We start from the raw sequence: 11,487 nt of genomic DNA, 5'->3' as shown, positions 1-11,487 counted from the left end.
CGCAGCCGCTTCAGGTCCTCGGCGGCCTCCGCGTGCCGGGCCGCGACGGCCCGGTCGGCCTCCTCGCGCAGCTCGCGCGCGGCACGCTCGGCGTCCGCCGTGAGCGCCTCGGCCTGCTCGACCGCCTCCGCGCGGTGCCGCTCGGCCTCCTTGCGGGTGCGCTCCAGGGTCTCCTCGGCCTGCCGGCGCAGCGTGGTGGCGCGCTCGATGGCCTCGGTGCGGACCTTCTCGCTGTCGGTCTGCGCGGTGGAGCGCAGCTCGTCGGCGTCCGCCTTCGCCTTGGCCAGGAGTTCCTCGGCGGACTTCGCCGCCTCCTCGATCTGCGCCACGGCCTCCTTGCGGGCCTCCGCGCGGATCTTCTCGCCCTCGGCGACCGCGTCGGCGCGCAACTGCTCGGCCTCGCCGCGCAGCCGGCGGGCCTCCTCCTGCAGCTCGACCGTCTTGGCGCGGTACTCCTTGGTGTCGTCCTTGGCCGCGCCCTTGAGCTGCTCGGAGATGTCCTGCGCCTCGGCGCGCAGCCGGTCCGCCTCGGCCTCGGCCTCCTTGCGGATCCGCTCGGCCTCCTCGGCGGCCGCCCGGGTGGTCTTCTTGGCTTCCTCGGACGCCTTGTTGAGCACGTCCTCGGCGGTCCGGGCGGCCTTGGACAGCTGGGTCGCGGACTCCTCCGCGGTGAGCGTCCGGGCCTTCTCGGCCGCCTCGGCGACGATCTTCTCCGCCTCGGCGCGGGCGTCCGCACGGAGCTGCTCGGCCTCCGCCTTGGTGGCCTCCGCCTCCTTGGTCGCCTCGCTGACCAGCCGGGCGACCTGCTCCTTGGCGGTGCGGGTACGGGTCTCGTTGGCCGCCTCGGCGGAGCTGAGCGCCTTGGCGGCCGACTCCTTGGCCTCGGCGAGCACCTTCTCGGCCTCGCTCCGCGCCTCGCGCAGCGCGGCCTCGGCCTCGGTCATCCGCTCCTCGGCGGCCTTGGCCAGCTCCTGCGCCTCACGGCGCGCCGACTCCGACTCGGAGGCGGTCGACGTCCGCAGCTGCTCGGCGTGGTCGGTGGCCTCCTGCGCCTGGGTGGACGCGGCGTTCAGCAGCCGCTCGGCGTCCGCGCGGGCGCGGCGCAGCAGCTGTTCGGCCTCCGCGCGGGCCGCCTCGGCCTCGCTCTGCAGCCGCTGGCGGGCCTCGGTGGTCAGCCGCTCCGCCTCGGCGCGGGCGGCCGCCATCGCCTGGTCGGCCTCGGCGCGGGACTCCTCCAGCAGGCGGCGGGCCTGCTGTTCGGTGCGGGCGCGCAGCTGCTCGGCCCACGCCACGTTCTCGTTGACGTGGGACTCGACGGTCTGGCGGCGCTCGGCCAGCTCCTGGTCGAGCTGCTGGCGCCGGGTCACCGCCTCCTGGTGCAGCTCCGCCTGGAGCCGGGCCGCCTGCTCCGCGTGCTCCTGGAGGATGCGCTGGGTCTGGGCGCGGGCCTGGCTCAGCTCCCGCTCGGCGTCGGCGCGCAGCTGGTCGGCCTGGACCTGCGCGTTGCGCAGCAGCTGCTCCGCCTGATAGCCGATGTCACCGCCGTCGTAGGCGGGACGGGACATGATGGTGCGCCGCGCCTCGTGCAGCTTGGCGCGCAGCACCTCGACCTGGTAGCCGAGGTCATCGGCGTGCTGGATCGCCTTTTCCCGCTCGGTCTTGAGCCGTTTCATCTCGGCTTCGAACCGAGAGAGGTGGTCGACGTCAGCCGCCGGCTCTCGCTCCTGGCTCTCGTAGCCCCGCACTGCGCGGTCCCATCCGTCCCCTGGTCGCAAGTCTGGCCGAGCCCCGTCCATCCGCCGAACGGGGCCCCCGGGGAATGGTGTCAGATCATTGGGGGAGCATGGGCTGCTGCCCCGGCGCTCTCCCCCCGAAACCCGGACCCCGGTGGTCCTGACGTGCTCGACGGCAGGACCTGGTCACCCTGGATCGAGCGGCGACCGCACCCAACCCTACCGGCCCTTATGTACGTGGGTCAGTGCTCAGGTGACTCAACTGGCGCCGAAGTGACCAGTTCTGTCAGTACGCCATGGCAGTCCTTGGGGTGCAGGAAGGTGATTCGTGACCCCATGGAGCCGCGCCGGGGCTCTTCGTACAGAACGCGTACGCCCTTGTCCTTGATGTCGGCCGCGTCCGCGTCCACATCCGCCGTACCGAAAGCGATGTGGTGGACGCCCTCGCCGTTCTTCGCGAGCCACTTGGCGACGGTGGAGTCCTCCCGGGTCGGCTCCAGCAGCTGGAGGTAGGAGGCACCGCCGTCCGAGGTGTCGTTGATCTTGAGCATGGCCTCGCGCACGCCCTGCTCCTCGTTGACCTCCGAGTGGAACACCTCGAAGCCGTAGGTGGCCCGGTAGAACTCGACGGTCCGGTCCAGGTCGAAGCAGGCGATCCCGATGTGGTCGATTCGCGTCAGCATGGATTCAGTGGAGCGCCCCGCGCGTGGTTACGCAACGTGCGCGCGATCACACCGTAAGCCCGATGACGCGGTCGGCCGCGCCTCAGTACATTCGAAGTAAACCCTCGTTCACTCCTCGGCTGTGCAGGCCGGTAAGGGGATCGCCGCTCATGTCTTCTGCATCTTCCGCACCGAACGGCACGACGTCCGTCATCGTCGCGGGCGCCCGCACCCCCATGGGGCGGCTGCTCGGCTCGCTGAAGTCCTTCTCCGGAGCCGACCTCGGCGGCTTCGCGATCAAGGCCGCCCTCGACCGTGCGGGGATCGGCGGCGACCAGGTCCAGTACGTGATCATGGGCCAGGTGCTCCAGGCCGGGGCGGGGCAGATCCCGGCGCGCCAGGCGGCCGTCAAGGCCGGCATCCCGATGAACGTCCCCGCGCTCACCATCAACAAGGTGTGCCTCTCCGGCCTCGACGCCATCGCGCTGGCCGACCAGCTGATCCGCGCCGGCGAGTTCGACGTGGTCGTCGCGGGCGGCCAGGAGTCCATGACCAACGCCCCCCACCTGCTGCCGAAGTCCCGCGAGGGCTTCAAGTACGGTGCGGTCCAGATGATCGACGCCATGGCCCACGACGGCCTGACCGACTCCTTCGAGAACATCGCCATGGGCGAGTCCACGGAGAAGCACAACACCCGCCTCGGCATCGCCCGCCCCGAGCAGGACGAGATCGCCGCCCTGTCCCACCAGCGCGCCGCCGCCGCCCAGAAGAACGGTGTCTTCGACGCCGAGATCACCCCGGTGGAGATCCCGCAGCGCAAGGGCGACCCGGTGCTGTTCAGCAAGGACGAGGGCATCCGCGGCGACACCACCGCCGAGTCCCTCGGCAAGCTGCGCCCGGCCTTCGCCAAGGACGGCACCATCACCGCCGGCTCCTCCTCGCAGATCTCCGACGGCGCCGCCGCCGTGGTCGTGATGAGCAAGGCCAAGGCGCAGGAGCTCGGCCTGGAGTGGATCGCCGAGATCGGCGCCCACGGCAACGTGGCCGGCCCGGACAACTCGCTGCAGTCGCAGCCGTCCAACGCGATCCGCCACGCCCTGAAGAAGGAGGGCCTGGAGGTCTCCGACCTCGACCTCATCGAGATCAACGAGGCGTTCGCCGCCGTCGCCGTGCAGTCAATGAAGGACCTCGGCGTGTCCACGGAAAAGGTGAACGTCAACGGTGGTGCCATCGCGCTGGGTCACCCGATCGGGATGTCCGGGGCGCGGCTGGTGCTGCACCTGGCGCTGGAGCTGAAGCGGCGCGGCGGCGGGGTCGGCGCGGCGGCGCTGTGCGGCGGCGGCGGCCAGGGTGACGCGCTGATCGTGCGGGTACCCGGGGCCTGAGCCGGGGAAAGTGGTTGCAGGTCGTCTTTCGCGAACGGAGCTGTGATGCAGGACGTCTCCACTCTGGTGGCCCGGGCCAGGGAGGGCAGGCCCCGGGCCGTGGCCCGGCTGATCTCCCTGGTGGAGGGGGCGTCCCCACAGCTCAGGGAGGTCATGGCGGCGCTGGCCCCGCTGACCGGCAACGCCTACGTGGTCGGCCTCACCGGCTCGCCCGGCGTCGGCAAGTCGACCTCCACCTCGGCCCTGGTCACCGCGTACCGCAAACAGGGCCGGCGGGTCGGTGTCCTGGCCGTCGACCCCTCCTCGCCGTTCTCCGGGGGAGCCCTGCTCGGTGACCGCGTCCGGATGTCGGAGCACGCCTCCGACCCGGGCGTCTACATCCGCTCCATGGCCACCCGCGGCCACCTGGGCGGCCTCGCCTGGGCCGCGCCGCAGGCCATCCGCGTGCTGGACGCGGCGGGCTGCGACGTCGTCCTGGTGGAGACGGTCGGGGTCGGCCAGTCGGAGGTGGAGATCGCCTCCCAGGCCGACACCTCGGTGGTGCTGCTGGCCCCCGGCATGGGTGACGGCATCCAGGCGGCGAAGGCCGGGATCCTGGAGATCGGCGACGTCTACGTGGTCAACAAGGCCGACCGGGACGGCGCGGACGCCACCGCCCGGGAGCTGAACCACATGCTGGGCCTGGGCGAGGCCCGTAAGCCCGGCGACTGGCGTCCGCCGATCGTCAAGACGGTCGCCTCGCGGGCGGAGGGCGTCGACGAGGTGGTCGAGGCGCTGGAGAAGCACCGCGCGTGGATGGAGGAGCGGGGCGTGCTGGCCGAGCGCCGGCTGGCCCGGGCCGCCCGCGAGGTCGAGACCATCGCGGTCACGGCTCTGCGGGAGCGCATCGGGGATCTGCACGGCGACCGCCGTCTGGGGGCCCTGGCCGAGCGCGTCGGCGCCGGCGAGCTGGACCCCTACCGCGCTGCGGACGAACTGGTGGCGAGCCTCACCGAGGGCTGAGCGGCCGCTCACGGCACACGTGCGGGGCGGTGACGGGGTCACCCCGCCACCGCCCCGCACACCTGCTCACGTGATCCGTGGGGAGAGCGTGTCCGGCCCGGTTCAGTCGTCGTCGGAGTCGTCGGCGTCGTCGTCCCGGTCCGCGGTGACCTTGCCGCTCTTCAGGTCCACGTGCCAGTCCTTCTCGGCGCCGCGGGCGTTCGTGGTCTCCACCTCCCAGCCCCGCTCGTCGTCGTCCTCCAGCTCCACCGACGTCACCGTGCCCTTGGCGGCGGCGGCCCGCGCGGCGTCCTGGGCGGAGACGGACGCGCCCTTCAGCGCGGCCCGCACCTCGTCGGCGTCGTCCTCGTCGTCCTTCTGCGAGCCGAGGACCTTGCCGGTGGCCGGGTCGATCCGCACGCTGTACCAGTTGTCGCCGTCGGCGAGCACGTCGACCTCCCAGACGGTCCGGCGGTCGTCGTCCCGGTCGTCCAGCTCGGCGGAGACCGCGGTGCCCGGGCGGTGCTCCAGCGCGGCGGCGATGGCGTCGGCCGCGGTCACCTTCGCGGAGGCCGCCCGCGCGCCGTCGCGGTCGTCCCGGTCGTCGTCGCGGTCGTCGTCGCGCCCGTCGTCGTCGCGGTCGTCCGTGCGGTCGTCGATCCGGGTGTCCGCCTGCCGCGTCGTCGGCGCATCGTCCCCCGAGACCGCCAGGGCCGTCGCGGTGGCTCCCCCGACCAGGGCCGTGGCCGTGACGACAGCGATCACGATGTTGCGCTTCATGATGATTCCTCCCGAGTCGGTGTGCTTCGCGTCGAGTCGCTTGGTTCGCGCTGTTCGACGACCTCAATGTCGCCCACCGAGGCTGAGAGGAAGCTGAAGCCCCCTGAAGAACTCTTCAGGTTCGCTCTGCGACCCTCGTAGGCATGTGCCCACCCGCCAGCCACCCCTACGCCCCCGGAGGCGCTGCGCGCCGTCCCGCCCGACTGCTGATCGTGGAGGACGAGAAACGCCTCGCCCTGTCCCTCGCCGGCGGTCTGACGGCCGAGGGCTACTCCGTGGACGTCGTCCACGACGGCACCGAGGGCCTGCACCGGGCCTCCGAGGGCGGCTACGACCTGCTGATCCTCGACATCATGCTGCCCGGCCTGAACGGCTACCGGGTCTGCGCCGCCCTGCGCGCCGCCGGCCACGAGGTGCCGATCCTCATGCTCACCGCCAAGGACGGCGAGTACGACGAGGCCGAGGGGCTGGACACGGGCGCCGACGACTACCTCACCAAGCCGTTCTCGTACGTCGTCCTCGTCGCCCGGGTCAAGGCGCTGCTGCGCCGCCGCGGGCAGGGCGCCGGGGCCTCCCCGGTGCATGTGCACGGGGACCTGAAGGTGGACACCGCCGCCCGCCGGGTCTTCCTGGACGAGGACGAGGTGACGCTCACCGCCAAGGAGTTCTCCGTGCTGGAGCAGATGGTGCTGCGGGCCGGTGAGGTGGTGTCGAAGGCGGACATCCTGGAGCACGTCTGGGACTTCGCCTACGAGGGCGACCCGAACATCGTCGAGGTCTACGTCAGCGCCCTGCGCCGCAAGCTGCGTCCCGGGCTGATCAGGACCGTGCGCGGGGCCGGCTACCGGCTGGAGACCACGCCGTGAGCGGGGTGTTCGGTTCGGTCCGGGCCCGGGCCACCCTCGGCGCGACCCTGGTGGTCGCGGTCGCCCTGGCCGCGGCCGGGGCCGCCCTGGTGCTGTCGCTGCGGTCCAACCTGATCGGTGAGGCGGGCACCCAGGCGGAGCGTTCCGCGCGTGCGGTGGCCGCCGAGCTGGCCGCCGGCACGGACTACGACGCCCTGTCGGGGCTGGACGGCGACGACCGCCCGGTGCAGATCGTGGACGAGGACGGCCGGCTGGTGGCCGCGACCCAGGACCTGGAGCGGATCAGCGGCACGACCACCTCCGACGTACGCCCGCGGCCCGCCGACCCGCAGCGCGACGACGATGACGATGACGACGACGATGACGACTCGGACGGCGGGCGGAACTCCGGGGAGTCCCTGGAGCCGGGCGAGATCGGCCAGGAGGTCACCTTCACCAACGGCTCCGCGACCATCGACGGGGACACCGAGGACTACCGGTACGCGGCCGTCGACGTGGAGACCCCCCAGGGGGAGCGCCTCACCGTCCACGCGGGCGGGCCGCTGGCCGCCGAGCACAGCGCCGTGCGGACCGCGCGCACGGCGTTGCTGATCGGCGTGCCCCTGCTGTCCGGCCTGGTCGCCGGGGTGACCTGGCTGGTCACCGGGCGGGCGCTGCGCCCGGTCGCCGGGATCCGCCGGGAGATGGCCGCGATCACCGCGTCCGAGGACCTGACCCGCCGGGTGCCGGAGCCGGACACGCACGACGAGATCGCGCGGCTCGCCCGCACCACCAACGAGACGCTCGCCGCGCTGGAGGCGGCGGTGGAGCGGCAGCGCCGCTTCGTCGCGGACGCCTCGCACGAGCTGCGCAGTCCCATCGCCTCCCTGCGCACGCAGCTGGAGGTGGCCGCGGCCCACCCCGGCCTGCTGGACCTGGACGGCGCGGTGGAGGACACCGTACGGCTCCAGCACCTGGCCGCCGACCTGCTGCTGCTCGCCCGGCTGGACGCGGGGGAGCGGCCCTCGGACAACCGGGTCGACCTGGCCGCCCTGGCCCGCGAGGAGGCGGGAGCGCGGACCGGTGTCGTGGTGTCGGAGACGGAGCCGGCGGAGGTGGCCGGGTCGCGGGGGCAGCTCGCCCGGGTGCTCACCAACCTGCTGGACAACGGCCGGCGGCACGCCCGCGAGACGGTCACGGTGACCGTGCGGCGGGACGGTGCCTGGGCGGTGCTGGGGGTCGCCGACGACGGGGAGGGCGTGCCCGAGGGCGACCGGGAGCGGATCTTCGAGAGGTTCGTCCGGCTGGACGCCGCCCGCAGCCGCGACGACGGGGGCGCCGGCCTGGGCCTCGCCATCGCGCGGGACGTCGCCGCACGTCACGGCGGGACGCTCACGGTCGGCGAGGCACCGGCGGGCGGAGCCCTGTTCGAGCTCCGCCTGCCGCTCGCCGGAGATGCGTAGCCCGGGCCGCGCGGGTCAGTGCGCCGCAGCGCGGCGGCAGCGGGGGCTGAGGGCCCGGGTCAGGGCCGTCCCCGCTGCCCGCGGAGGTGCTCCGCGATGGGCTTGAGGGCCTTGTCGAGGTCGGTCAGGGATTCGGGAGCCAGCAGGTCGATGAAGTGCCGCCGCACGGACGCCACGTGGTGGGGCGCGACCTTCTGCATGGTCTCCATGCCGTGCTCGGTCAGCACCGCGTAGAGCCCGCGGCGGTCCGACTCGCAGTTCTCGCGGCGGACCAGGTCCGCGTTCTCCATGCGGGTGATCTGGTGCGAGAGCCGGCTCTTGGACTGCAGGGTGGCGGAGGCGAGGTCGCTCATCCGCATCCGGCGGTCCTCCGACTCGGAGAGGTTCACCAGGATTTCGTAGTCGTTCATCGTCAGGCCGAACGGCTGCAGATCCTTCTCCAGCTGGTAGGTCAACAGCTTGTTGACCTCCAGGTGAGTGCGCCAGGCACACTGCTCCGCATCGCTCAGCCAGCGCGTGGCCGTCTCGGTCTCCATGTATGCAGTCTACCTAAGAAGTTGAAAGGCGAACCAGTAAGGCATTCCGTGTGACTGCGTGCACGCGTTCGATGTCACACTCCGCAGACTACCGCTCACAGCCCGAAGCGACGCTGGAGGTCTCCCAGCTGTCCGGGAAGGCGCGGTCCCCCCGGCGGCTGCCCGGGTCCGCCGGAACCGCCGCCTCCGGGCACCCCCGGCTGCGCCGGAGGCGCCCCCGTGGCCTGCTCGGTCATCAGTGTCTCGGACGACTGCAGCAGCACCGTCCCGGCCCCCACGAACTCGAACTGGTGCTCCTCGCCGGAGGCCCCGCCGAGGCCCGTCATCGCACGTAGACCGCCCATTACTCCGGTCAGGTAGCCGTGGTCGTAGTGGTGGCACGGAGAGGGGCAGTCGGCCCACCCGACCAGCGCCTGCGGGTCCACCCGGACCGGGGGTTCCATGAACACCACCGGACCGTTGGACGCGGCCACGAACTTTCCGGTTCCGATCAGGGTCAGGAAACCCGGCACGATCGATTGTTTCAACGACAGACTTGGCTGAAAAGCGAGCAGGTTGCCGGAGCGAATGGTCAGGTTGCCGTCCTCGAGGTCGTACGAATTCACGTCGAAGGCCCGGTCGGCGAGCAGCATCTTGCCCGCGCCCTCCGCCACGACCCAGTCGCTCGCGTGCAGTGGCGAATGGAACGAGGTGCGCACAAGCCGGTCGAGCCGGCCGTGCCCGATGCCGTTGAACTCGATCGAGCCGTAGTAGGCGATCATCTTCCCCTTCTGCAGGAACCACTGGCTCCCCTTGAGCTCCACGCAGAAGGTGTAGTGATCGACGTTGTCGTCGGACGGCAGGGTCGCCGGGTCGAAGACGGCGGGGCCGCCGGGGCTCTGAAAGGTCCTCACAGCTTCTCCTCCGAGGCCTGGACGAAGACCGCGCCGCTGCCGCTCAGCTCCAGCTGGAACGCCTCGCCCGAGCCGCGGCCCACCATGTCCCGCCAGCCGAGCGCGGTCGACAGCCGGTTGCGGACGTCGCCGTGGTGGGCCACGTACGCCTGCGGGTCGACGTGCACCGCCCGCTGCGGGGTGATCGGCAGCTCGATCACCCCGCCGTGCGCCATGACGGCGACGGCGCCGTGTCCGCGCAGGGTGGTGGTGAACAGACCCTGCCCGGAGACCTGGCCCCGGACCATCCCCATCACGCCGCCCTGCGAGCCGAGGAAGACGGTGCCCTGCTCCAGGGTGCCCTCGAAGGCCAGCAGGCGGTCCGCCTCCACGTACAGGGTGTCGCCGGAGAGGTTGATCACCTGGATGTGGTGGCCGCCGTGCCCGAACAGCACGGTGCCGCTGCCCTCCACGGTCATCAGGGGCGTGGCCTCACCCGCGACCCGCCGCCCGATCATCGACCGCAGCCCGCCCTGCCCGCCGGTCAGGTTCGGGGTGAAGCTGACGTCCCCCTGGTAGGCGAGCATCGCGCCGCGCTGGCTGAACAGGCGCCGGCCCGGTGTCACGACCGCCCGGATCATCTTCGAGTTGATCTCCTCGAACCCCATGTCACATGTCCCCCGCGATCGTGTTCCGCTCACTGGGCTGCACGTAGACCAGCCCGTCGCCCTCGAAGCGGATCTGGAACGCCTCGCCGCCGCCCTCGCCGAGCATCGTGCGGAACGTCACACCGGACTGCAGCGACTGCCGCAGGTTCCCCCGGTGGGCCACATAGGCGCCCGGGTCGACGGTCAGCGGGTACTGCGGGCCGACCCGCAGCACCACCGCCGGCCCGTCCGACATGATCGCCACCTGGCCGTGCCCCTCGACGGTGGTGGTGAACAGCCCGTTGCCCTGCGAGGCGCCGCGCAGTCCGGTGAAGGTGGTCCCGGTGCGCAGGGCGCCGTCGGCCGCCAGCAGGTTGCTCGACTCGACGTAGAGCGTGTCGCCCTGCAGCCCGACGAGGTTGATCTCGGTGGCCCGGTCGGCGAACCAGCAGGTCCCGTTGCCCTTCACCTCCATCACCGTCATCTGCTCACCGGTCAGCCTCCGGGTCACCATCCCCCGGATGCCCTCGCCGCCCCCGCTGAGCTTCTTGAACGTCATGTCGCCGTCGTACGCGACCATCGAGCCGTTCTTCGCCTTCACGGCATCCCCGGTCATGTCGACGGCGAGCACCTTGCTGCTCTGAAGTCGGAACATCGCCACGTGGGTGACCGTAGCCGGATTTGTGCCCCTCCGGACAGGTGTGTGGACCGGCGGGCGGACCCCCTCCGGTGATCGCGGAGGGCGTTTGCCAGAATGGTGGGACGCTTGTGCGTGCGTTCACAAACCGTCAGACCGTCGACGCCGACGTCTCTCCCATCGAAGGTGACCCGTGGACCTCAAGACCGCCGCCGCCCTCCGCCGACTCCGCCTGGTCTCGGGCCCCGAGGCGATCTCCTTCCTCGTCCTGCTCGTCTGCTCGGTCCTGAAGCGGACCACGGAGTTCAACGCCGTCCCGGTGATGGGCGCGATCCACGGCATCCTCGTGGTGCTCTACCTGGTCTTCTGGGCCGACGCCTGGAACCGTGCCAAGTGGTCGCTCAAGACCGCCGGCTTCTACCTGCTGATGTCGGTCCTGCCCGCGGGCGGCTTCGTCGCCGAGCGGCGCCTGAAGCGGGAGGCCGAGGACGCGGTGATCGCCTCCCGCGCCCGCAACGAGGGAGTGGTGAGCGCGTGATCGTCGCGTTCTCCGTGACCCCGCTCGGGGTCGGCGAGGACGTGGGGGAGTACGTCGCCGACGCCGTGCGGGTGGTCCGCGAGTCCGGGCTGCCGAACCGCACCGACGCCATGTTCACCTCCGTCGAGGGCGAGTGGGACGAGGTGATGGACGTGGTCCGGCGGGCCGTGGCCGCCGTCGAGGCGCGGGCGCCCCGCGTCTCCCTGGTCCTCAAGGCGGACATCCGGCCCGGGGTGAGCGACGGGCTGACCTCCAAGGTCGACACCGTGGAGCGGCACCTGGCCGCCCCCGGCGGAGACGGCCCGGCCTGACCCGGTCCGGTCGACCCGGCCTGACGTGGTCCGGCCGGCTGGCCTGAATGTCGCCCGGCCCGGCGTGGCGTCGCCCGGCCTGGCGTGGCCCGGCGTC

At 72.1% G+C, this 11,487-nt stretch carries 12 protein-coding genes and 1 pseudogene; 6 read left to right on the top strand and 7 right to left on the bottom strand.

Annotated elements, in window-relative coordinates:
• Both scy and mce read right to left on the bottom strand, forming a co-directional pair.
• Positions 1 to 1,745, bottom strand: a pseudogene (gene scy / locus G3I53_RS05615) (polarized growth protein Scy); the annotation flags it as partial.
• A 230-nt stretch (positions 1,746 to 1,975) separates the two neighbouring features.
• Positions 1,976 to 2,416, bottom strand: coding sequence for a methylmalonyl-CoA epimerase (gene mce, locus G3I53_RS05610; RefSeq protein WP_164335145.1), 441 nt, complete (start codon positions 2,414 to 2,416; stop codon positions 1,976 to 1,978).
• Positions 2,417 to 2,565: 149 nt separating this feature from the next.
• Here mce and G3I53_RS05605 point away from each other — a divergent pair, with 149 nt between their 5' ends.
• Together G3I53_RS05605 and meaB are read left to right on the top strand one after the other, a co-directional pair.
• On the top strand, positions 2,566 to 3,780 hold the full coding sequence (locus G3I53_RS05605) for an acetyl-CoA C-acetyltransferase (RefSeq protein WP_164335148.1): 1,215 nt from the start codon (positions 2,566 to 2,568) through the stop codon (positions 3,778 to 3,780).
• 45 nt (positions 3,781 to 3,825) lie between these two features.
• Positions 3,826 to 4,782, top strand: a complete 957-nt coding sequence (meaB, locus tag G3I53_RS05600) for a methylmalonyl Co-A mutase-associated GTPase MeaB (protein WP_164335149.1) — start codon at positions 3,826 to 3,828, stop codon at positions 4,780 to 4,782.
• A 102-nt stretch (positions 4,783 to 4,884) separates the two neighbouring features.
• Here the strand turns inward: meaB and G3I53_RS05595 are convergent, their stop codons facing one another.
• Entirely contained in the window at positions 4,885 to 5,541 is a 657-nt protein-coding gene (locus G3I53_RS05595) for a PepSY domain-containing protein (protein ID WP_164335151.1), read from the bottom strand.
• 143 nt (positions 5,542 to 5,684) lie between these two features.
• On the opposite strand from G3I53_RS05595, the gene G3I53_RS05590 reads away from it, so the two are divergent.
• Together G3I53_RS05590 and G3I53_RS05585 are read left to right on the top strand one after the other, a co-directional pair.
• The gene (locus G3I53_RS05590; protein WP_164335153.1) at positions 5,685 to 6,407 is read left to right on the top strand and encodes a response regulator transcription factor; all 723 of its coding nucleotides are present in this window, start codon (positions 5,685 to 5,687) and stop codon (positions 6,405 to 6,407) included.
• Positions 6,404 to 7,849: an ATP-binding protein gene (locus G3I53_RS05585; protein WP_164335155.1), complete on the top strand. Its 1,446-nt coding sequence runs from the start codon at positions 6,404 to 6,406 to the stop codon at positions 7,847 to 7,849. The genes G3I53_RS05590 and G3I53_RS05585 overlap by 4 nt, the downstream gene beginning before the upstream one ends.
• 59 nt (positions 7,850 to 7,908) lie before the next feature.
• On the opposite strand, the gene G3I53_RS05580 is transcribed toward G3I53_RS05585, so the two are convergent.
• From G3I53_RS05580 to G3I53_RS05565, 4 genes are all read right to left on the bottom strand, one after another.
• Complete coding sequence (locus G3I53_RS05580) at positions 7,909 to 8,385, bottom strand: MarR family transcriptional regulator (RefSeq protein WP_164335157.1); 477 nt, start codon at positions 8,383 to 8,385, stop codon at positions 7,909 to 7,911.
• 95 nt (positions 8,386 to 8,480) lie between these two features.
• Positions 8,481 to 9,278 (bottom strand): AIM24 family protein, encoded by a 798-nt coding sequence (locus G3I53_RS05575; protein ID WP_164335159.1) that lies wholly within the window; start codon positions 9,276 to 9,278, stop codon positions 8,481 to 8,483.
• A complete protein-coding gene (locus G3I53_RS05570) occupies positions 9,275 to 9,925 on the bottom strand; it encodes an AIM24 family protein (protein WP_164335161.1) in 651 nt (216 codons plus the stop codon). Before G3I53_RS05570 ends, G3I53_RS05575 begins: the two co-directional genes overlap by 4 nt.
• Position 9,926: 1 nt before the next feature.
• Positions 9,927 to 10,559, bottom strand: coding sequence for an AIM24 family protein (locus G3I53_RS05565; protein WP_164335167.1), 633 nt, complete (start codon positions 10,557 to 10,559; stop codon positions 9,927 to 9,929).
• Between the two features lie 175 nt (positions 10,560 to 10,734).
• Here G3I53_RS05565 and G3I53_RS05560 point away from each other — a divergent pair, with 175 nt between their 5' ends.
• Both G3I53_RS05560 and G3I53_RS05555 read left to right on the top strand, forming a co-directional pair.
• Complete coding sequence (locus tag G3I53_RS05560; RefSeq protein ID WP_164335163.1) at positions 10,735 to 11,079, top strand: DUF3817 domain-containing protein; 345 nt, start codon at positions 10,735 to 10,737, stop codon at positions 11,077 to 11,079.
• Positions 11,076 to 11,390, top strand: a complete 315-nt coding sequence (locus tag G3I53_RS05555) for an MTH1187 family thiamine-binding protein (protein ID WP_164438077.1) — start codon at positions 11,076 to 11,078, stop codon at positions 11,388 to 11,390. Before G3I53_RS05560 ends, G3I53_RS05555 begins: the two co-directional genes overlap by 4 nt.
• Positions 11,391 to 11,487: the final 97 nt, after the last annotated feature.

This window comes from Streptomyces sp. SID14436, from assembly GCF_010548465.1.
Taxonomy (GTDB): domain Bacteria; phylum Actinomycetota; class Actinomycetes; order Streptomycetales; family Streptomycetaceae; genus Streptomyces.
This window is presented reverse-complemented; position numbering and strand designations above follow the sequence as displayed.